Origin of the sequence: Mycobacterium sp. NPDC049093, assembly GCF_040704635.1 — a bacterium.
Lineage (GTDB): Bacteria > Actinomycetota > Actinomycetes > Mycobacteriales > Mycobacteriaceae > Mycobacterium.
Map to the genome: position 1 here is coordinate 669586 of NZ_JBEZJS010000002.1, position 20750 is coordinate 690335.

Annotated in this window: 23 protein-coding genes; 8 read left to right on the forward strand and 15 right to left on the reverse strand. The window is 67.0% G+C overall.

Annotated features, from left to right (window positions below; genetic code table 11):
• Positions 1 to 19 precede the first annotated feature (19 nt).
• The gene (locus AB0876_RS08740) at positions 20 to 1273 is read left to right on the forward strand and encodes a transposase (RefSeq protein WP_526041743.1); all 1254 of its coding nucleotides are present in this window, start codon (positions 20 to 22) and stop codon (positions 1271 to 1273) included.
• 49 nt (positions 1274 to 1322) lie between these two features.
• On the opposite strand, the gene AB0876_RS08745 is transcribed toward AB0876_RS08740, so the two are convergent.
• The 6 genes from AB0876_RS08745 to glgX all read right to left on the reverse strand — a co-directional run bounded on the left by AB0876_RS08745 (position 1323) and on the right by glgX (position 8154).
• Complete coding sequence (locus AB0876_RS08745; protein WP_526041744.1) at positions 1323 to 2432, reverse strand: acyl-CoA dehydrogenase family protein; 1110 nt, start codon at positions 2430 to 2432, stop codon at positions 1323 to 1325.
• A gap of 8 nt (positions 2433 to 2440) precedes the next feature.
• The gene (locus AB0876_RS08750) at positions 2441 to 3598 is read right to left on the reverse strand and encodes an acyl-CoA dehydrogenase family protein (protein WP_526041745.1); all 1158 of its coding nucleotides are present in this window, start codon (positions 3596 to 3598) and stop codon (positions 2441 to 2443) included.
• Positions 3599 to 3669: 71 nt separating this feature from the next.
• A complete protein-coding gene (locus AB0876_RS08755) occupies positions 3670 to 4440 on the reverse strand; it encodes an ABC transporter permease (RefSeq protein WP_526041935.1) in 771 nt (256 codons plus the stop codon).
• 25 nt (positions 4441 to 4465) lie between these two features.
• The gene (locus AB0876_RS08760; RefSeq protein WP_526041746.1) at positions 4466 to 5293 is read right to left on the reverse strand and encodes an ATP-binding cassette domain-containing protein; all 828 of its coding nucleotides are present in this window, start codon (positions 5291 to 5293) and stop codon (positions 4466 to 4468) included.
• On the reverse strand, positions 5290 to 5742 hold the full coding sequence (locus AB0876_RS08765) for a MarR family winged helix-turn-helix transcriptional regulator (protein ID WP_491839583.1): 453 nt from the start codon (positions 5740 to 5742) through the stop codon (positions 5290 to 5292). The genes AB0876_RS08760 and AB0876_RS08765 overlap by 4 nt, the downstream gene beginning before the upstream one ends.
• Positions 5743 to 6042: 300 nt before the next feature.
• The gene (glgX, locus tag AB0876_RS08770) at positions 6043 to 8154 is read right to left on the reverse strand and encodes a glycogen debranching protein GlgX (protein ID WP_526041936.1); all 2112 of its coding nucleotides are present in this window, start codon (positions 8152 to 8154) and stop codon (positions 6043 to 6045) included.
• Between the two features lie 75 nt (positions 8155 to 8229).
• Between glgX and AB0876_RS08775 the strand changes: the two genes are divergently transcribed.
• The gene (locus tag AB0876_RS08775; RefSeq protein WP_526041747.1) at positions 8230 to 9045 is read left to right on the forward strand and encodes an enoyl-CoA hydratase/isomerase family protein; all 816 of its coding nucleotides are present in this window, start codon (positions 8230 to 8232) and stop codon (positions 9043 to 9045) included.
• On the opposite strand, the gene AB0876_RS08780 is transcribed toward AB0876_RS08775, so the two are convergent.
• From AB0876_RS08780 to AB0876_RS08810, 7 genes are all read right to left on the reverse strand, one after another.
• Complete coding sequence (locus AB0876_RS08780; protein WP_491839585.1) at positions 9038 to 9598, reverse strand: isochorismatase family protein; 561 nt, start codon at positions 9596 to 9598, stop codon at positions 9038 to 9040. The genes AB0876_RS08775 and AB0876_RS08780 overlap by 8 nt on opposite strands.
• A 10-nt stretch (positions 9599 to 9608) precedes the next feature.
• Positions 9609 to 10895 (reverse strand): hypothetical protein, encoded by a 1287-nt coding sequence (locus tag AB0876_RS08785; protein WP_526041748.1) that lies wholly within the window; start codon positions 10893 to 10895, stop codon positions 9609 to 9611.
• A complete protein-coding gene (locus tag AB0876_RS08790; protein ID WP_491839587.1) occupies positions 10892 to 11302 on the reverse strand; it encodes a hypothetical protein in 411 nt (136 codons plus the stop codon). The genes AB0876_RS08785 and AB0876_RS08790 overlap by 4 nt, the downstream gene beginning before the upstream one ends.
• 26 nt (positions 11303 to 11328) lie before the next feature.
• Positions 11329 to 11514 carry a hypothetical protein gene (locus AB0876_RS08795; RefSeq protein WP_526041749.1) on the reverse strand — a complete coding sequence of 62 codons (186 nt, stop codon included), beginning with the start codon at positions 11512 to 11514 and terminating at the stop codon, positions 11329 to 11331.
• Positions 11511 to 13343, reverse strand: coding sequence for a hypothetical protein (locus AB0876_RS08800; RefSeq protein WP_491839589.1), 1833 nt, complete (start codon positions 13341 to 13343; stop codon positions 11511 to 11513). Before AB0876_RS08800 ends, AB0876_RS08795 begins: the two co-directional genes overlap by 4 nt.
• 87 nt (positions 13344 to 13430) lie before the next feature.
• Positions 13431 to 14225, reverse strand: coding sequence for a DUF427 domain-containing protein (locus AB0876_RS08805; RefSeq protein ID WP_491839590.1), 795 nt, complete (start codon positions 14223 to 14225; stop codon positions 13431 to 13433).
• 36 nt (positions 14226 to 14261) lie between these two features.
• Positions 14262 to 14552: a hypothetical protein gene (locus AB0876_RS08810; RefSeq protein ID WP_491839591.1), complete on the reverse strand. Its 291-nt coding sequence runs from the start codon at positions 14550 to 14552 to the stop codon at positions 14262 to 14264.
• A gap of 114 nt (positions 14553 to 14666) precedes the next feature.
• Here AB0876_RS08810 and AB0876_RS08815 point away from each other — a divergent pair, with 114 nt between their 5' ends.
• From AB0876_RS08815 to mmpH, 5 genes are all read left to right on the forward strand, one after another.
• The gene (locus AB0876_RS08815; RefSeq protein WP_526041937.1) at positions 14667 to 15224 is read left to right on the forward strand and encodes a hypothetical protein; all 558 of its coding nucleotides are present in this window, start codon (positions 14667 to 14669) and stop codon (positions 15222 to 15224) included.
• Positions 15199 to 15654, forward strand: a complete 456-nt coding sequence (locus AB0876_RS08820) for a PPOX class F420-dependent oxidoreductase (protein ID WP_526041750.1) — start codon at positions 15199 to 15201, stop codon at positions 15652 to 15654. Before AB0876_RS08815 ends, AB0876_RS08820 begins: the two co-directional genes overlap by 26 nt.
• Before the next feature lie 130 nt (positions 15655 to 15784).
• Positions 15785 to 17029, forward strand: a complete 1245-nt coding sequence (gene manT / locus AB0876_RS08825) for an MMP alpha-(1->4)-mannosyltransferase (RefSeq protein ID WP_526041751.1) — start codon at positions 15785 to 15787, stop codon at positions 17027 to 17029.
• Positions 17023 to 17745 (forward strand): class I SAM-dependent methyltransferase, encoded by a 723-nt coding sequence (locus tag AB0876_RS08830; RefSeq protein ID WP_526041752.1) that lies wholly within the window; start codon positions 17023 to 17025, stop codon positions 17743 to 17745. Before manT ends, AB0876_RS08830 begins: the two co-directional genes overlap by 7 nt.
• Positions 17746 to 17754: 9 nt before the next feature.
• Entirely contained in the window at positions 17755 to 18834 is a 1080-nt protein-coding gene (gene mmpH / locus AB0876_RS08835; protein ID WP_526041753.1) for an MMP endo-(1,4)-3-O-methyl-alpha-D-mannosidase, read from the forward strand.
• On the opposite strand, the gene AB0876_RS08840 is transcribed toward mmpH, so the two are convergent.
• Positions 18831 to 19502, reverse strand: a complete 672-nt coding sequence (locus tag AB0876_RS08840) for a class I SAM-dependent methyltransferase (RefSeq protein ID WP_526041754.1) — start codon at positions 19500 to 19502, stop codon at positions 18831 to 18833. The two genes, mmpH and AB0876_RS08840, sit on opposite strands and share 4 nt — an antisense overlap.
• A gap of 54 nt (positions 19503 to 19556) precedes the next feature.
• Here AB0876_RS08840 and AB0876_RS08845 point away from each other — a divergent pair, with 54 nt between their 5' ends.
• Complete coding sequence (locus AB0876_RS08845) at positions 19557 to 20126, forward strand: TetR/AcrR family transcriptional regulator (RefSeq protein WP_491839596.1); 570 nt, start codon at positions 19557 to 19559, stop codon at positions 20124 to 20126.
• Here AB0876_RS08845 and AB0876_RS08850 read toward each other — a convergent pair.
• The gene (locus AB0876_RS08850) at positions 20103 to 20687 is read right to left on the reverse strand and encodes a TetR/AcrR family transcriptional regulator (protein WP_491839597.1); all 585 of its coding nucleotides are present in this window, start codon (positions 20685 to 20687) and stop codon (positions 20103 to 20105) included. The two genes, AB0876_RS08845 and AB0876_RS08850, sit on opposite strands and share 24 nt — an antisense overlap.
• Positions 20688 to 20750 lie beyond the last annotated feature (63 nt).

Sequence of the window (20750 nt, forward strand, 5' to 3'; positions counted from 1 at the left end):
CGAGAGATACCGTGCGGGTGTGAAGCAGGTGGTGCAGGTTCGGCTGGAGGCCAACGCCCGTCAGATGGATATGTTGGTTCGCACCCTGATCGCGTGTAACCAGACCGCGAACCTCGTCTCGCAGGTCGCCTGGGCCCAGCGGGTGTACCGGTCGCGGGATCTACGGGCGGTCACCTACGCTGCGGCCCGCCAGCACGCCGGTCTGGGCGCTCAGGTCGCGCAATCGTGCATCCGTAAGGTCGCCGATGCATATGCGGCCTTGAGAGCCAACCTGCGCGCTGGCCGTTACGGTGAACCAGGCACCGCACGCCGCCGCAAGGTGGAATCGGCCCCAGTCAGGTTCCGCGCGTTGGCCGCTCAGCCGTTCGATGATCGATGCCTGTCCTGGACGCATGAGGCGGATACCGATACGGGCGGGACCGTATCGATCTGGACGGTGGATGGACGATTGAAGAATCTGCGGTTTACCGGGAACGCAGATCAGGTTGCGATGCTGCGGTTGTACCGCGGTGGTGAATCCGATCTGGTAATCCGCCGGCAGCGACGCGGCGGTGGGTTCGCGGCGTATCTGATCGCCACCGTGGATGTGCCAGAACTACCGGTGCGCACCGGCGATCACCTCAACACCGCAGAGGGATGGATTGGGGTGGACCTGGGCGTGGAGAACATTGCGGTCACCAGTGATCGACCCCTGGCCGCTGAGTTGATGAGCACTTATGGCGCTGGGACATCGCGGAGGGCCGCGGGGCCGGGCAGTGTGAAGGACCGGCGTACTCGCAACCGCGAACTGCGCCAGAAACTGCAAGCGAAAAATACGAAGTCGGCGAAACGGTTGCTGCGCAAACGGGCTCGCAAAGAGGCGCGTTTCGCAACTGATGTCAATCACCAGATTTCGAAGAGGATCGTGGCCGAGGCTGAACGCACCGGACGCGGGATTGCCGTCGAGGATTTGACGGGGATCCGCGAGCGGGTACGGCTTCGCAAGCCCCAGCGCGCCACGCATTCCAGCTGGGCTTTCGCCCAGCTTGGGGTGTTCCTCACTTATAAAGCAGCCCGCGCTGGTGTGCCGATAGTCCACGTGGACCCGGCCTACACCAGCCAGCGCTGCACAGACTGCGGCCATATCGACAAACGCAACCGGACCAGCCAGGCCGAGTTCGTCTGCCGGGACTGCGGATTCACCGCAGAGCACGCAGATATCCTCGGCGCCGACAACATCGCGCACCGAGCCCCCACCACCTGGGCCCAGTCGACGGCCCCCAGCGCGGCGTAACACCTGACAACCAGCCGGGGATTACAGCTGCAAACCTGACCCTTCTAGGTCAGGTAGTTGACAGCGTGGCGATCTCGTAGCTGTCGAGCTGGCCGACCAGCGTCCGTAGCTGATCCGACGACGAGCCCAGGGTGTGCTCGATCGCGGTCAGTCGTGCGGCGTAGTGGCCGACGGGGTACTCCGCGGTGACGCCGATGCCGCCGTGGAGCTGGATCGACTCCTGCGAGATGTGCCGACCCGAGCGGCCGATCTGCAGCTTGGCGCGCGCCGCGATCACCGGGTTGAGCTCGCCGTCGGCGATCGACATCGCGGCGTAGGTGCCCATGCTGCGCGCCAGTTCCAGCGACATGTACATGTCGGCGGCGCGCTGGGTCAGCGTCTGGAACTTGCTCAGCGTGACCCCGAACTGCTTGCGCTGCTTGAGGTAATCGGTGGTCAGGCGCAGCGATTCCTCCATCACGCCGACGGCCTCGGCGCACAGCGCCGCCGAGATCCGCACCAGGGCGTTGGCGATCGCCTCACCGGCGTCGGCGGCCTCGCCGAGCGGTTCGGCAGGCGTGGCATCGAAGGTGATCTGGGCGCCGCGCTGGCCGTCGAAGGTGCGGTAGCCGGTGCGGGTCACGTTCGCGGCGTCGACCAGGAACAGTCCGGTCCCGCCCTCGGGCAGTGCCGCGGTCACGACCAGGGTGTCGGCGACGTCGCCGGCCAACACCGGATTCTTGGTGCCGCTCAACACCCATCCGTCGCCGCTGCGCGTCGCGGACGTCGTCACCCCGGCCGATCCCCGCACACCAGGCTCGGCGTGCGCGAAGGCCAGGATCCGCTCACCCGCGGCGACCTCGTCGAGCAGGGCGCGCTGGGCGTCGGTGCCGACCTCGGCGATGATCGCGCCGGGGCCGATCGCCCCGTGCAGGACGGGTTCGGGTGCCAGCCGGCGCCCGATCTCGTTGAGCACCACCATGATCTCGATCTGGCCACCGGAATCCTCATCGAAACCCAGTCCCAGAACGCCGATCTCGGCGAGCTGGCCCCAGACCTGACGGTCGAATCCGGGCTCGGACTCCACCACCTTGTTGCGCTTTTCGGTGTCGTAGCCCGACAGCAGGTCACGGGTGGTGTCCGCCAGCAGGGTCTGTTCGTCAGTCAGCTGAAAGTCCATGGCTCAACTCACAATCCGAGAATGGTGGACGAGATGATGGTGCGCTGCACCTCGTTGCTACCGCCGTAGATCGAGGTCTTGCGGTAGTTGAGGTAGTGGGGGGCGGCGTGCTGTGCCCACTCCGGTGAGGCGATGTCGCCGGCCTCGTACGGCAGCGAGTCGACGCCGGCCACCTCGACGAGGAGCTCGGTGGCGGTCTGCTGAAGCTGGCTGCCGCGCAGCTTGAGCACCGAGGATGCCGGGCTGGGCTTGCCGTCGGCCGAATCCGAGGTCACCCGCATCTGGGTGAGTTCCAGTGCCAGCACGTCGTTCTCGGCCTCGGCCAGGCGGGCGGCGAACAGCGGATCGGCCAGCAGGCCGTTGGCCGCGGCACGTTCCTTGACCTCGGCGAGGCGCACCTTGGTGCGGGCCACCTGGGCGATCCCGGTCCGCTCGTTGCCGAGCAGGAACTTCGCGTAGGTCCAGCCCTGGTTCTCTTCGCCGACGAGCTGGTTGGCGGGCACCCGGACGTCTTCGAAGAAGACCTCGTTGACCTCGTAGCTGCCGTCGACCAGCTTGATCGGGCGCAGCGTGACACCGGGGGTGTCCATTTCGAACAGCAGGAACGAGATGCCTGCCTGCTTCTTGGGTGCCTGCGGGTCGGTGCGGACCAGGCAGAAGATCCAGTCCGCGTGCTGACCGAGCGTCGTCCACGTCTTCTGGCCGTTGACCACGTAGCTGTCGCCGTCACGCACCGCGGTGGTGCGCAGCGAGGCCAGGTCGGAGCCGGCCTCGGGCTCGGAGAAGCCCTGGCACCACCAGATGTCCAGCGCCGCGGTCGGCGGCAGGAAGCGCTCCTTGACCTCCTGCGAGCCGAACTCGGCGATCACCGGGCCGACCATCCTCGCGTTGAAGGTCAGCGGCTCGGGGACGCTGGCCAGCTGCATCTCGTCGAGCCAGATCTGATGCTGGTTGGGCGTCCAGTCCTTGCCGCCCCACTCGACGGGCCAGTTGGGCACCGCAAGGCCGTGCTCATGGAGGATTTTGTGCGCCGTGATGATGCCCTCTTTGCCGATCGGCAGCCCCAGCCGGTTTCGTTCTCGAAGCTCGGCGGGAATCTTCGTCGTGTAGAAGGTGCGCAGCTCATCGCGGAAAGCTGCTTCCTCCGGTGTGAGCGCCAGTTGCATGACCGTCTCCCTGTCGGTGGATCTGAGTGCACACTAAACCACCCGGTTGGTTGGGGGCACCTGGGTCCGGGTTAGCGCACCAGTCGGCGCAGCAACGACGAGGCGACGACAACTCCGAGCACCGCGGCCACGATCAGGACGCTGATGTCGAGTGCCCAATTGGTCGGGGTGCCGATCAGCAGCCCGCGTAGCGCGTTCACCTCATAGCTGAGCGGGTTGACCGTGGAGAGCCATCGCAGCCAGGTCGGCATGATGTCGACGGGATAGAGCGCATTGGACGCGAAGAACAACGGCATGGTGATGGCCTGGCCGATCCCCATCAACCGGTCACGCTTGCGCACCAAACCGGCCAGCGTCATCGACAGGCACGCGAAGAACGCCGCGCCGAGCGCCACCACGGCCATCGCGGCCAGGATGCGCAGCGGATTGACCGTCATCGCGATGCCCATCAGATAGGCCAGCAACACCACTCCGAGCACCTGGACCACCGAACGCACCCCGGCTGCGAACGCCTTGCCCGTCACCAGGGCAGAGGCCGGCGCCGGAGTAACCATGAGTTTGGCCAGAATGCCGGCGTCGCGGTCCCAGATGATCTGGATGCCGTAGAAGATCGAGATGAACAGGGCCGACTGGGCGATGATGCCCGGCGCCAGGAATGTCAGGTAGGGAACGCCACCGGTGTCTACGAGATGCAGCCGGCTGAAGGTCTGGCCGAAGATCAGCAGCCACAGCGCGGGCTGGACCATGCGGGTGAAGAGTTCGGTGCGGTCGTGGCGCAGTTTCTGCAGTTCGACGAGGGCGAAGGCCGACATCCGCAGCGCCATCGCGCGGACCCGACGCATTCCGCGCGGCGCCAGGACCAGGGACTCAGCTGACACGGCGGGCCGTCCTTCGGGTCGCACGCACCTCGCGCATGGCGCCGTTCTGTTGCCCGTCGTCGGTCAGGTCCGAGCCGGCGTAGTGGCGGAAGACGTCCTCGAGCGTGGCATCGGGCGCATCGGTGGCCTTGACCACCCGCTCCTTCAGCTCGCCGGGCGTTCCGACCGCCTGCAACCGGCCGTGATGCATCAGTGCCACCCGGTCACACAGCGCGTCGGCCTCGCCCATGTAGTGCGTGGTGAGCAGCACCGTCATCCCGAACTCGGCCTGCATCCGGCCGACCTGCGTCCAGACGCTGTCGCGGGCGATGGGATCGAGCCCGACCGTGGGCTCGTCGAGGATCAGCAGCAGCGGGCGGTTGACGAGTGCCTGGGCCAGCTCGAGGCGGCGCACCATGCCTCCTGAGTAGGTGCCCGCCACGGCATCGGCAACGTCGAGCAGCTGCATCGACTCGAGCGCCTGGTCCACTCGCACCCTGCGTTCGGCCCGCGGCACGTCGTACAGACGCGCGAACAACTCGACGTTCTGTCGGCCAGTCAGCGCCGCCTCGATCGAGAGTTGTTGCGGCACATAGCCGATATTGTGTCGGATGTCCATGGTGCGCCGGTCGGCGTCGAGGCCGAAGATCCGCACCTCGCCCTCCTGCACCGGAGTCAATGTGGTCAGCACCCGCACTGCTGTGGTCTTGCCCGCCCCGTTCGGGCCGAGCAGGCCCAGGGTCTCGCCGCGATGTACCTGCAAGGTGAGGTCGTCGACGGCGGTGAAGGTGCCGTAACGATGGGTTAGGTGCCGGCAGTCGATGGCCGGGTCGGTCATGTGTCCCCCTCGCGCAGGAGCCGGGTCAGTTCGGTCATCACGTCCAATCCGTTTGCCAGGTCATTGATCTGGTCGTCATCGAGTTGTGCCAGCACGGCCGACAACGCGGCGCGGCGGGCCGCCCTGGACTCGTCGGCGATCGCCTGCGCGGGCGGGGTGAGTCGCAGACGGACCACCCGTCGGTCCGAGTCGTCGGTGGTTCTCGCCAGCAGTCCGTCTCCGACCAGGCGCGACACCAGCGTGGACGCGGAATTGGGCACCAGGCTGAGTTCGGCGGCCGCTTCGCGCACCGAGATGTCGGGCCGTCGGCCGACCAGGCGCAACAGTTCGCCCTGGGACTGGGTCAACCCGGTGGCATCGAATCCGCCGCCGGTGGCCCGGCGTAACTGTCTGCGGAACCGGCCGACGACGGTGAACAACTCGCCGACGAGATCTCGATGTGCTTCCACGCCGACACAATACCTCTGTAACAGAGGTATTGCATGATGCGTGACTGCGAGATGAACGCTGAATGAACCAACTTGCCAGGCTCGGAAGGGGGCGCGGCAAACCCGCTGAGACGCCGCAGCCGTGGCCGCAGGGTAGTTGCCGCCGCTCTTCGGCTCGTACCCCCCAGCCCGCCCGGCCGGTGACATCAAGCAAGCGCTCAACGTCTACTTAGGCGGCCACGGCTGCTACATGTTCAAGGTACCAGATTTCCTGGTTAGGGCACGGACATTGGACCAATGAGCAACGCTTTGAATTGACGCTCAATCTGATTCGGCCTGCAGCACCAGGACGGCGCGCGCATCCACACTGACTGTGTTGGCGGCGGGGGTGGCGTCGCGTGTGGAGTTTGCCGAAGTGCTGATCGCGGGAATCCAGCGGGCGCCGAATTGCGCCGGTGGTAACGCGAACTCGATGGGCTCGTAGTGCGCGTTGAAGCACAACAGGAACGAGTCGTCGACCACGCGTTGGCCCCGGACATCCGGGTCGGCGATGCCCTCACCGTTCAGGTACATGGCAACCGACTTGGCGTACCCCGTCTCCCAGTCCTCGGCGGACATGTCGGAGCCGTCGGGGGCGAACCACGCGATGTCGGGCAGTGCGGCCGCGCCCGCCTCCCGTACCGGTCGACCGTCGAAGAACCTGCGGCGCCGGAACACCGGATGCGCCGCGCGCAGCGCCGACACCGACCGGGTGAACTCGATCAGGTCGAGATCGGCTGTGGCCCAGTCGATCCAGGAGGTCTCGTTGTCCTGGCAGTAGACGTTGTTGTTCCCGCGCTGGCTGCGGCCCAACTCGTCGCCGTGGGAGAGCATCGGAACACCCTGGGACAGCAGCAGAGTGGCCAGGAAGTTGCGCTGCTGACGGGCGCGCAGGGTGTTGACCGCAGGATCGTCGGACGGGCCTTCGGCCCCACAGTTCCACGACTTGTTGTTGCTCTCGCCGTCGCGGTTGTCCTCGCCGTTGGCCTGATTGTGTTTTTCGTTGTAGGACACCAGATCACGCAGTGTGAAGCCGTCGTGAGCGGTGACGAAGTTGATCGAGGCGAACGGGCGACGGCCGGTCTGCTCGTAGAGATCGGCCGAACCGGTCAGCCGGTAGGCGAACTCGTCGAGGGTGGCCGGCTCGCCCCGCCAATAGTCGCGCACGGTGTCGCGGAACTTGCCGTTCCACTCGGTCCACTGCGGCGGGAAGTTGCCCACCTGGTACCCGCCGGGGCCGACGTCCCACGGCTCGGCGATCAGTTTGACCTGGCTGACGATCGGATCCTGTTGCACCAGTTCGAAGAACGCGCTCAGCCGGTCCACGTCATAGAACTCGCGGGCCAGCGTGGCGGCCAGGTCGAAGCGGAAACCGTCGACATGCATCTCCGTCACCCAGTACCGCAACGAGTCCATGATGAGCTGCAACGAGTGGGGATGACCGACGTTGAGACTGTTGCCGGTACCGGTGTAGTCCATGTAGTACTGCTTGTCGTCGTCCACGAGTCGGTAGTAGGCGGCATTGTCGATACCACGCATCGACAGCGTCGGCCCCAGGTGGTTGCCCTCGGCCGTGTGGTTGTAGACGACGTCGAGGATCACCTCGATGCCGTTGGCGTGCAGTTCACGCACCATGGCCTTGAACTCCTGCACGTGACCGCCCGGCGTGCCGGCCGAACTGTAGCGCGGGTCCGGCGCCAGGAACCCGATCGTGTTGTAGCCCCAGTAATTCGACAGACCTTTGTCGACCAGGGTGGAGTCATCCACGAAGTGGTGTACCGGCATCAGCTCGACGGCGTTGACCCCCAAGGCTTTCAGATGCTCGACGATCACGGGGTGGGCAACGCCGGCGTAGGTTCCGCGCAGCTGCTCGGGGATATCCGGGTGGGTCTGGGTGAGGCCCTTGACGTGGGCCTCGTAGATGACGGTGTCGGCGTACTCGTGGCTGGGCGGGTGGTCGACACCCCAGTCGAAATACGGATTGATCACCACGGCTTTCGGCATGTGGGCCGCCGAATCGTCGTCGTTGCGAGTATCCGGCTCACCGAAGTCGTAGGAGAACAGCGCCTGGCCCCAGTCGAAGGCACCTTCGATGGCCTTGGCATACGGGTCGAGCACGAGCTTGTTCGGGTTGCAGCGGTGCCCGGCCGCCGGATCGTACGGGCCGTGGACCCGGTAGCCGTAGCGCTGGCCGGGCTCGATCCCGGGAATGAAACCGTGCCAGACGAATCCGTCGACCTCGGGTAGCGTCACCCGCGTCTCGTGCAGTTCCCCGGATTCGTCGGGATCGAACAGGCATAGTTCCACCCGGTCGGCGACCTCGCTGAACAACGCGAAATTGGTACCCGAGCCGTCATAGGTCGCACCGAGCGGGTAGGGCTTGCCGCGCCACATTTCCAAGGTCACAAAATCGACGATACGGCGCTCGGAGACCTGCAGCCGGGTGAATGTTCGGCGGTACAGTCAGCTGTGACCACTCGCTCTGACCTGCCGGCGTACCGGACGGTGCGGGTCACCCTCGACCATTCGGTCGCGATCATCACGCTGGACCGCCCAGCGCAGCGCAACGCGTTCGGCGGCGGCATGCGCGATGAGTTGGCCGATGCCTACCTGCGGTGCGACGCCGACGACGCGGTCCGGGTGATCGTGCTGACCGGGGCCCCACCCGCGTTCTGTGCCGGCGCGGATCTCGGCGCGGGGGAGCAGACCTTCACCGAGCCGGGGCAGGAGTTCAGCGCCGCCGGCCTGGCCGTACCGGCCTGGACCCTCGGCAAGCCGGTGATCGCGGCTGTCAACGGACACGCCATCGGCATCGGCCTGACACTCGCATTGCAGTGCGACATCAGGTTTTTCGCCGCCGATGCCCGGTACGGCGTGGTGCAGGCCCGGCGCGGCATGGTCGGCGACGCCTACTCGCACTGGGTGCTACCCAGGCTGGTGGGCCTCGCCAATGCGGCGGAGATCCTGCTGACCGGAGCCACATTCGACGGACATCGCGCGGTCGAACTCGGCCTGGGCAGCCGGGTGCTGCCGGCGGAGCAGGTGCTGCCCGCCGCACTGGAACTCGCACACGACATCGCGGTCAACACCGCGCCGATGTCCGTCGCGGCCAGCAAGCGGCTGCTGTGGGATTCGTACGACCTCGACCGGTCCGGCGTCGGTGCCCGGGAGACCGAGATCCATCTGCGTTTGATGGCGCACGACGATGCGCGCGAAGGGGTTCGTGCCTACGTCGAGCGTCGGGATCCGCGCTGGTCGGGCCGGCCGGTCGACCCGACTAGATGACTTCCACTCCGGCGCTGCGAAGTTCATCGATTGCCGCAGTGCTGCTCTCGGGCGCGACACCCGCGGTCAGATCGGTCAACACCCTGGTCTGCAGGCCGGTTCGAGCCGCGTCGGCTGCGGTGGCCGCGACGCAGTAGTCGGTGGCGATGCCCACCACGTCCACCGCCTCGACGCCCCGCCCGGCCAACCAGTCCGCCAGCGGCGTCCCCGAAGAGTCGACGCCCTCGAAGCCGCTGTAGGCGGCCGAGTGATGCCCCTTCTCGAACACGGCCTCGACCGCGGCCGGATCGAAATCGGGGTGGAACGCCGCACCTGGGGTGCCGGCCACGCAGTGGCGCGGCCACGAAGTCCGATAGTCGGGGGTGTCGGAGAAATGGTCGCCCGGGTCGATGTGGAAATCCTTGGTGGCCACCACATGGTCGTATCCGTGGTCGCCGGCGAGCAGTGCGGTGATGTCCCGCGCCACCGCCGACCCACCGGTGACCGCCAGCGAGCCGCCTTCACAGAAATCGTTCTGCACGTCGACGACGATGAGTGCGCGGGACGTGTGCATGATCCCGACGCTACCCGCCGAACAGCAGATAAAGACCGGTGAAGGTGTAGCCGACCATCACCAGCATCGTCGCGAGTTGGCCGGTCAGCTGATGCTGTTTCGGCAGCAGGCGTAGGGCCCGGTCATGCGCCGCGATCACCCCGGCCACGTGTCCGGCGAGCACGAACCCGACCTTGAGGGTGGCCAACAGCGTCGGATGACCGGACAGGAAGTAGCTGACCTGCACGTCGTGGAGCCCGAAGAGCAGGATCACCGTCTGCTGGCCCCGCTCGACCAGGTAGGACAGGTAGTGCGCGAACACGTAGCCGATGACGATCGGGATCAGCGAGTGCGCCATCAGTCCGGGCAATTGGCGGCGCAGCAGGCGGTCGACCCCGCCGGTGGTGCGGGTGGCCGCCCAGAACGTGACCGCCACCGTGGCGGCGAACACCAGCAGGCCCGCGGTCCGGATCAGGCTGGAGCCCAGTGGCGATCCTGAATGCGCGTCGACGAAGTTGCGCCACTGCGGCATCGCCGAGAAGCTGTCGAACGCGGTGGATCCCAGGAGCACCGCCAGCACGGCGACCAGTCCCGGCCGCACCGTCAGCGACGGCAGGTGATCGAACGGGTTGCCCAGCACGAACCGGCCGTCGTGGCGGCGCACCGGCGAAAGCTCCGACGCCACCGTGCTGTACACCTCGAACGGGTCGGCGCTCTCCAGCCAGCGCGGACCGCAGCACAATGCTCCGGCGAGTGTCACCGCCAGGTAGACCAACAGCCAGTTGCGAATCGCCACAACCGATCCCGGGTCCGGGCTGGCCAACTCCAGCCATACGAAGGCGAACAACCCCGCGGCGGCCGGCCAGTAGCCGAGCCGCTCGGGGTAGTGCCACCGCGACGCGACGGGCACGAAGCGGTACAGGGTCCGGACCGGAGAGATGAGCCGCCACACCGGGCCCAACAGCACCGAGGTCGCGACCAGCCCGACCCACAGCAGGACATAGAAGACACCCGGCAGGGGGTTGGCGCCCGCCGCCCGGGCGAAGCCGGTGTAGGCCACCCACCCGGCGAGGGTGAGCGCGAGCAGGCCCACCACCCAGCGCGTCACGGCGGCGTCCACGGCCGTCGTCACCCAGGACGGAAGGGGCAGGCCCGGCTTGTCCGGATCGAATCGGGGCCGACGCCAGGCCAGTGCCACCACCGCGAAGGTGAACGTCAGCGTCCACGCCGCGCCGATCAGCGCATAGGTGTACGGGATCGGGAGATCGGTCGAACCGCCCAGACCATGGGCCAGTACCGCGGTCGACCCGGCCGTCACTGCTGTACTTGCACGCTGGCGATCGTCCGGTTCAGCTGGTGCAGTTCGATGTCGACCGTGCCGGGCACATCGACGGCGAACTGGAACTGCTGACCGTTGCGAGCCTCGATCTTGAAGCTGTGCTCGGGGTTGGAGTGCACGTGCAGCTCATCGGTGGCGTCGCTGTTGACCCGCACCACGATCGGCTCGCCGACCTTGCCCTGCACCCGCTCGTTGGTCGGGGTGACCTCCCCGCCCTTGATGGTGACGTCGATCAGCAGCCGGGCGGGTGCCTGCTGCTCATTGGTCATGTCTGACGGGTTCACCGTGGTGACCGAGGGAGTGGCCGAACCGGCTGAGCCGTCGGTCTTCTCGGACCCGCCGGAGCCGCCGCAACCGGCCGTCACCAGGGCGAGGGCGGACGCCATTACGATGACACTGCTTTTGAGGTTGATCACGGTGAACCATCTTCGCCTGAGGAGTCCGTACCTTCATCTTGAACGTCGTCTTGGTTCGCGTCGCTGTCATCTCCGCGGCGCCTGTCCCGCATGGCCACGTACACCACGACGCCCACCACGACCACGGCCGGAGCGAACGCCGGCAATGCGAGCAGCAGCGTGTGGTCGGCCTGATACGTCATGTGCGCCCGGCGGGTTCACGGCCTGCGGCCAGCTCCCTGGCGTTGATCCGGCCCGCACCCCAGGTCAGCCCGGCGATCAGGATCAGGGTGCACACCAGGACGACCAGCGAAGCCGCGTTGTACAACCAGGACGGATGATCGAGATTGCGTTCGCGCTGCAGAATCTCGATCTCCTGCACGAACTCCCGGTTGCTGGAGGTGAGTGCCGGGGTTTCGGTGGCACCGATGCCCGGATCGGCGGGCAGGAAGATCGGCACACCGGCCATCGTGGTGCCGTCCTGCACGCGTAACAGGGTCTTCCAACTTCCGGAAACGGGGATGGGCTGCGTCGAGCGGTAGTGCCCCGGGCCCACCTTCTCCAACCGGTCGATGATCAGGCCGCGATGGTTGGCCAGGCCGCCCTGCCACGCCAGGATCGACACCCACTCCGGGTTGTCGCCGATCAGGCCGGCCGGGGTGATCTGGACATCGGCCGAGGCCATCCGGTGCCCATTGTCAGCCGGGAGGTCCGTCAAAGCGATGGTGGCAGTGGCATTTTGCGGAACTTCGGTGCGTAACCCGTTGGCCACCGCGCCGCCGATCACCAGGACGGTGAGCACCACGATGGAGATTCCCACCGCGGGCCGGGGTAACGGCTGCCCGGTGAGGACCAGGGCCAGCAGCGCGCCGCACAGACCCATCGCGACGGCGACCGGGATCGCCATGGCCAGCGCCTCGCCCCACATGCTGGTGGGCCACGGGTAGTGGTAGACCGCGCCGATCCACAACGATTCCAGCCAGAGTCCGACGGTGGCCACACCGAGACCGGCCACCGCGCCGAACAGGATGGGGCGCTTCACAAGTGGGGTCAGCGCGATGAGTTCGACCACCAGTGCCGGGCCCAGGTAGAGCGCGAACCAACTGATCGGCGCTCCCAGGACCGGGCCGACGATGAAGGCCACGGCTCCGCGCAACGCGATCGCGAATGCGGCGGCGATCAGGGCGGCGCCCGGGCCGAGGACCAGACGTGCCGCGACCGCGGCAAATGCTGCCGCGGCCGCGATCATCATCGGCTGCAGCACCAGGCGGAACTGCTCGACACCGAAGTCGTATTCGATCTGGAAGACCGAGAGTCCGATGAACAGACCGCCGAAGGACAGGAAGTAGAGGAACTTGTTGAACTTGCTGTCTTCGGCCATGCCGTCGGGGCCCATGGCCACCCGGCCCTCGTGTTCGAGTAACAGCACGGCTATCAGAGACAACCCGGCTCCACCGATGAGCATCAAATGGGTTGGGCCCCAAAGGGTGACGTCCTGCCCGAAGATCCGGTGCCAGATGTCGTCGAGCGGGAAACCGATGAGCGCGTACAGTCCGCACAGCGCCATCAGCACACCGCCGACCGGGGCGTACCAGGTACGGGTGATCCGGATGGCGGCCGGGCCGGGCTTGTCATACGGCAAGACGATGGCCATCGACCCGGCGATGAACAGCAGGAACAGGCCGATCAGGATGAAATAGTGCGCGGGATTGGCCAGCGGACCGGCATCGCGGCCCTTGCCGATATGGAGGCTGACGTCCCAGATGAAACCGAACAGCGCGCAGATGATGGTCGCGGTGAACAGGAACACCTGCAGCGCCACCCACGGCGGCCGGTGGAACTTGCGGCCCAGCCATTCGGCGAAATTATTGAGCCAGGTGATACGCCGGTTGCGGTGCAGGTAGCCGATCCACAGCAGCGCGACGGTGACGATCAGGGCGACCACCGACATCCCGATCACCTGGTCGAGTGCGGCACCACCGCCTTCTGTGCCGGCGGCCGCGGTGAGCGTGACGTCCGATGGGCCCATCATGACCTCCGGTCAGCTGACATTGGTGTCGGTGTCAGATGTTGCCAGAACCGGGCGGCCGCAAACAGACGTTCCGTCAGTCCTGCGCCGTCAGCTCCACGCGGTGACAGGGCGATCCATCCGTTCACCGTCGACGAATACGTCGACCCGCTCGTCGAAGAAGCAGATGTGGTCGCGGACCGGCACCGCCTCGATCAGCGGTTCGTGATAGGCCCAGGCCAGATCGGCAGGTCCGCCGGGCAGTGAAAAGTAGGTGGCCCGGCCTTTGTACGCGCAGTAGGTGACGGTGTCGCTGACGTCGAGAACGGCCGTCACGTCTTCGCGGGGAAGGTAGTGGCGGGTCGGCAGTCCGGTCTCGAATAGCAGCATGGGACTGCAGGATTCGGCCAGCACCTTCCCGTCGAGTTCGATGCGGATCCGTCGGCGGCTGCGCCGGACGTCTATCCGGTGGAACGGGTCGTGCGGGTGCGCGACGATCGGCTCATCCTCTTCACGCCATTCGAACGTCGCGAAGTCCAGGATCACGTACTCGGTCAGCTCCGGGTCGTCCGGCTGGAACGCCGCGGCGGCACCGGTTTCTTCACCGGCGATGACGTCGAACGCCGTGCCCGGACAGGTGTGCGCCGTGAACGGCACCGACGGATCGAGGAAGCCGGGGATCTCGTCGTCCCCGACATCCCCGCCGGCCGGAACAAGTTGCGCCGTCAATGCCGAGCGCGGCACCGCATACGTCGGGACCACCCGGCGTGGCTCCCAGACCAGGACGGCCTCGCTGGTGTCGGCCACCGGCTCACCGCCGAGACAGATCCGAATTCGCTTGGGCGTGGGCTGATATCGCAGGGCGCCCAACTCGCTGCCGAGCAGGTCCGCCACGTTTACTGCCATCGCATCATTATCGACGCCGACGGCGGTGGCTGTCTGCTACTTGACGTCGACGTAAACCGTGCGCTGCGTGACCGCGCTGAGAGTGTCGGTGCGGCTGAAGTTGGGGCCCGGCCGCACGGCCACGACGGACGCCTGATCCAGTGGGGACGAGCCCACGCGGTTGACGATCACCGTGTAACCCTGCGACTGCAGCTCTTTGATGGTCTGCTGGGCATTGCTGGGGCCGTTGGGCGCGGCCGAGGCCACCCCCGCCGAACCGATGATCGCGGCCACCGCAACGCCCAGCGCCGCGGCGATGATCCGAGAGTTTCCGATGGTGTTTCGCACTGGAGTGTCCTGACTTCCGATAGTCGCTTACGCTGCCATGTACCGGTAAGAACCGGCAGTTCAGACGCTTTAATTCCGATGGCAGAAATTGATCGCTCCGATGACCGGATCTGTGTGAAGCCAGGCAAACTGGCGGCCTTGCGGCTACGGCAGCGCGACGGGGTCACGTGTGGCCCGACCGTGGCGGTGGTGGCCGGTGCCCTGCTGGATCACACGTATCGTGCGGAGTTGCTGAGCCCCGAGGGGCACACCTGGTTCGCCGCGGAGCAGGGGCGAATTCACGCCGCTGTCAACCGGATCTGGCCGCGACAGCTCGGGACCACACCCGCGGGCATGGCCCGCGCATTGACCGATCACAGTGCGAAACGTGGAGTGGCATACCGGTGGCGGCGGTTTCGGGGTACCCGTGACTCGTTGTCGGATGTGCGACGCGCGGTCGCGGAGGGTTGGCCAGTGGCGATGCTGATCGGCGAGCGCGGCATCCCACGGCACTGGGTGTTGTTCGTCGGCGAGGGCCGCGAGGTTCTGGAGTGCTACGAACCCTCGTCGGGCCTGGTGTTGCCGGTCGATGTCGCGGATATGCGGGGCGCCAGGCTGACCGGGCTGGGTTTCCCACGGCCCTTCGCCTTTGTCCTACCGTCGAACCATGACCAGAAAGTACGCGACCGCTGACACCGTAGGGATCGACGAACTCCTGGACTTCGTGCGCCCCAGGCACCACATGGTGCTGACCACGTTCCGGGCCGACGGCTCGCTACAGACGTCACCGGTGACCGGTGGGGTAGATGAGCAGGGACGCATCGTGATCGCGAGCTATCCGCAGCGGGCGAAGGCAGCCAACCTCCGGCGTACGCCCCGGGCCAGCGTGACGGTGCTGTCCGATGAGTTCAACGGTCCGTACGTGCAAGTCGACGGTGACGCCGAGGTGATCGGACTGCCCGACGCGGTCGAACCGCTGGTCGACTATTTCCGGGCGGTGGCGGGTGAGCACCCGGACTGGGATGAGTACCGGCAGGCGATGGTGGAGCAGGGAAAGTGCCTGATCCGGGTCACCCCCGTGCGCTGGGGCCCGGTTGCCACGGGCGGCTTTCCTCCCGGCTGACCGCGGGCCGACGCGTTGCGTTGGCTAGCAGGTCAAACTATAGTCTGGACACATGTCCAGAGGGTTCGGAGTCGACGCGTGAGCGTGTATTCCCAGCTCAGCACGATTTCGGCCGTCGGGTGATCTGATTATGCGTATCGCGTTGCTGTCCTATCGGAGCAAGACTCACTGCGGTGGCCAGGGCGTCTACGTGCGCTATCTGAGCCGCGGGCTCGCCGAACTCGGCCACGAGGTCGAGGTCTTCTCCGGCCAGCCCTATCCCGAGGGCCTGGATCCCCGGGTCAAGCTCACCAAGGTCCCCAGCCTCGATCTCTACCGCGAGCCGGACCCGTTCCGGGTGCCCCGGCCCAGCGAGATCCGCGACGGTATCGACGCCCTGGAACTGGCCACCATGTGGAGTGCCGGGTTCCCTGAGCCGCGGACCTTCACCATGCGGGTCGCCAGGATTCTGGCCGAGCGCCGCGACGAGTTCGACGTCGTCCACGACAACCAGAGCCTGGGCTCGGCGCTGCTGAAGATCGCCGCCAGTGGCCTACCCGTCGTGGCCACGGTGCATCACCCGATCACGCGTGACCGGGTCGTCGAGATCGCCGCGGCCAAGTGGTGGCGCAAGCCGCTGGTGCGGCGCTGGTACGGGTTCGCCGAGATGCAGAAGAAGGTCGCCCGCAAGATCCCCGAGCTACTCACCGTGTCGTCGTCCTCGGCCGCTGATATCGCCGAGGACTTCGGCGTGACTCCGGATCAGCTGCACATCGTGCCGCTGGGTGTGGACACCGAGCTGTTCAAACCTGCCGAGCACCGGGTGAGCGGCCGGATCATCGCGATCGCCAGCGCCGACGTTCCGCTCAAGGGTGTCAGCCATCTGCTCCACGCGGTGGCCCGGCTGCGGGTGGCCCGCGATCTCGACGTGCAGTTGGTGTCCAAGCTCGAACCGAACGGGCCGACCGAGAAACTCATTGCCGAGCTCGGTATTTCCGACATCGTGCACAGCTCGAGTGGGCTGAGCGATGAGGAACTCGCCGCGCTGCTCGCCTCCGCCGAAGTGGCCTGCATCCCGTCGCTCTACGAGGGCTTTTCGCTGCCCGCCGTGGAGGCCATGGCCAGCGGCACCCCGATCGTCGCCAGCCGCGCGGGGGCACTGCCCGAGGTGGTCGGTGACGACGGTGCCTGCGCCCGGTTGGTGCGCCCGGCCGACGTCGACGAGCTGACCGCCGTCCTGGGTGAACTGCTCGACTCGCCGTCGGAACGGCGCAGACTCGGCGCTGCCGGGCGCCAGCGCGCGCTCGACGTCTTCAGTTGGGAATCGGTTGCCGCACAGACGGTATCGGTGTACGAGATGGCCCGTTCGCGGGCAGGGAAGGAAGCGCGATGCTGACCGTCGATTTCGACCGTCTGGGTGTCGGACCGGGCACCACGGTGATCGACGTCGGCTGCGGCGCGGGCCGGCACACATTCGAGGCGTACCGGCGCGGTGCGTCGGTGATCGGCTTTGACCAGAGCGCGTCCGACCTCAACGACGTCGACACGATGCTGCAGGCCATGCGGGCAGAGGGCGAGGTTCCGCTGTCGGCCAAGGGCGAGGCCGTCAAGGGTGACGCGCTCGACCTGCCGTACACCGACGCCAGCTTCGATTGCGTCATCGCCTCGGAGATCCTGGAGCACGTCCCGCAGGACGAGCAGGCCATCGCCGAACTGGTACGTGTCCTCAAACCCGGTGGCTCCCTGGCCATCACCGTGCCGCGCTGGCTCCCGGAGAAGCTGTGCTGGCTGCTGTCGGACGAGTATCACGCCAACGAGGGCGGACACATCCGCATCTACAAGGCCGACGAGCTGCGCGACAAGGTCCTGGCACATGGGCTCAAACTGACCCATACGCACCACGAGCACGCGCTGCACGCGCCGTACTGGTGGCTGAAATGTCTTGTCGGCACCGAGAAGAACGACCACTTCGCAGTCAAGGCCTATCACCAGCTGCTGGTGTGGGACATGATGGGGCGCCCCTGGCTCACCCGCACCGCCGAGTCGCTGCTGAACCCGGTGATCGGCAAGAGCGTGGCACTCTATTTCCGCAAGCCGGAATACAACGGGTAGGCCGCCGCGGTGCTTTTGCCTGAGATCCCCGGTGTGCCCGGAGTTTTGACACCAGACGACTGTGTGCAGACGGCACGGTCGATCGCTGCGACCCAGGAGTCCTCAGGGGCCCTGCCGTGGTTCGACGGCGGCCACACCGACCCGTGGGACCACGTCGAGAACGCCATGGCGCTGACCGTGGCCGGCCTGATCGAACCGGCCCGGGCGGCGTTCGACTGGTGCCGCACCGTGCAGCGTGCGGACGGTTCCTGGCCGATCCAGCTGCGCAACGGTGTCATCGAGGACGCCAACAGCGACAGCAACTTCTGTGCCTACGTCGCCACCGGCGTCTGGCACCATGTGCTGATCACCGGGGACCGGTCCTTCGCCGAGCTGATGTGGCCGGTGGTGACCCGGGCGCTCGACTTCGTCCTCGGCCTGCAGGCCTCCGGCGGCGAGATCTACTGGGCTGCAAGCCCCGCGGGTCCGGTCGAGGAGGCGCTGCTGACCGGCTGCGCCAGTGTGTACCACAGCATCCGGTGCGGGCTGGCGCTCGCCGATTACCTCGACGATCCCCAGCCGGAGTGGGAGGTCGCCGTCGGACGTCTCGGCCACGCCATCGCTGCGCATCCAGAGGCCTTCTCCGCCAAGGACACCCACGCGATGGAGTGGTACTACCCGGTGCTCGGCGGGGCCCTGCACGGAACTGCGGCTCACGCCCGGATCGCCGATCGGTGGGACGACTTCGTGGTGCCGGGGCTGGGCATCCGGTGCGTCGATCACCGGCCCTGGGTCACCGGCGCGGAGACGTGTGAGCTGGTGATGGCGCTGGATGCGATCGGTGACACCCGCAGGGCGCACGAGCAGTTCGCGGCCATGCAGCACCTGCGCGAGGACGACGGATCTTATTGGACCGGACTGGTTTTCGCCGACGGCAAACGCTGGCCAGAGGAGCGCACCACCTGGACCGGCGCGGCCATGATCCTGGCCGCCGACGCGCTGTCGCAGACCACCGCGGCCGGCGGCATCTTCCGGGGCGTCGGGCTGCCGCGCGGCCTGGAGGGTGAGTACGACTGTGAGTGCGTCGGCGGGAAGGCCGGCGACCGCTAGTCGAGCCGACCCGGCTCGCCCGAGGTCCGCTCCAGGACCCTCATCGAACCCATCGCGGCGACCTCGTCGAAGGCGCCTGTGGCCAGCGCACGCTGGTAGATGTGGAACGGAGCCTGGCCGCCGTCGTTCGGATCGGGGAACACGTCGTGGATGATCAGCGCGCCGCCGACCTCGACCCAGCGGGCCCAGCCGTCGAAGTCCCGTTGTGCGGCCTCTTCGGTGTGGCCGCCGTCGATGAACAACAGCCGCAACGGCGTTCGCCAGCCCCGTGCCACCACGGGTGAGCGGCCGACCACGGCCACCACATGCTCGTCCAGCCCCGCGGCATCCAGGGTGTGGCGCATCGTGGGCAGCGTGTCGAACAACCCGGTGACCGGGTCGACCATGGTGGTGTCGTGGTACTCCCAGCCCACCTGGTGCTCCTCCGAGCCGTGGTGGTGGTCGACGGTGTAGAGGACCGAGCCCGTCTCCTGTGCAGCCGCGCCGAGCATCACCGTCGACTTGCCGCAGTAGGTGCCGATCTCCACCCCGACCCCACCGTCGAGGTAGCGCACCCCGGCGTCGTAGAGGGCACGGCCCTCGTCGGCCGGCATGAAGCCGATGACCTGCTCGGCGAGGGTGAAAAGGCGCTCGGCGCGGGGCGGCAGGGCGGTGTCAGCGGTGCTCATGAATGCCCAACCTACCGTTGCTGGCCTCAGGCGGTTGTAGTAGCGTCCGGACACGTGTCCGAGACGGCTCTGGAGTCGACGCGCCGCCGTCTGAGTGCACGGCAGGCCGATACTGTCGAGCGCCTGGGTAAGGCCGCATTACAGCTGATCACCCGGGACGGATTCGCCGGACTGACCGTGCGCCGGGTGGCTGCCGAGGCCGGGGTCGGAGCAGCGACGGCATACACCTACTTTTCGTCGAAAGAACACCTCGTCGCCGAGGTGTTCTGGCGCAGGCTGTCCGCCGCGCCGCCGGCCGCGCACGAATCGGCCGACCCGGCCACGCGGGTGGTCGAGGTGCTGCAGCACATCGCCTCGCTGGTGGCCGACGAACCGGAGTTCGCCGGCGCGGTCACCAACGCGCTGCTCGGCAAGGACCCCGATGTCGATGTGCTGCGGCAGCGTATCGGTGCGGATATCCGGGGCCGCCTGGTCGCGGCCCTCGGACCCGACGTGAACCTGGACGTGATCGAGGCGCTGGAATTGCTCTACACCGGCACGCTGGTGTGGGCGGGCATGGGGTACGAGAACTATTCGGGCGTTGTGCGCCGGCTGGAGAAGTCAGCGCGGTTGGTGCTGAGCTGAATTCGCCGTCATGATCGCCGTCGATGCGGCGACCGCGGGCCCGTAGATCTCCTGGATGTCCCCGCCGTCCTCGACGATCAGCGCGGTCAGTTCGCGAAGCCCGCCCAACAGGATGATGGCCATCGGCTCGGTAAGCCGGGGGAGGCCGGCGCGCTCGAAGCCGGCGCTGCCGCTGAGTTCGATCAGCAGATCGGTCAGTTCGCGTAGGGCTGCGCGTTGCAGCGGTCGAGCTCTGCTGCCCAGCGCCGGCAGTTCACGGATCCAGCTCAACGTGATGGCCGGGGCGGACGCGATGTGGTCGACATAGGCGCCGACGGCCTGGCCGATCTGGTCTTGCCAGGGCGCCTCCGGGTCGACGGCGGCCTGGATGCCGTCGACGAGTGCGGCGTTGTTGGCGCGCAACAGTTCGAGGAAGCCGTCCTCTTTGGTGCCGAACTGGTCGTAGAACGTGCGCTTGGATGTTCGGGCGTGCCGGACGATGTCGGCCACCGTGGTCTCGCGATAGCCCTTGTCGCTGATCGCCGCGGCGAGACCGTCGAGAAGTCGTAGCCGGTAGGTCATCAAGGCCGACCCCCTTGCTTTGCCTGGTACCTGGGAGTACCGTACCTCATAACCGATTGGTAC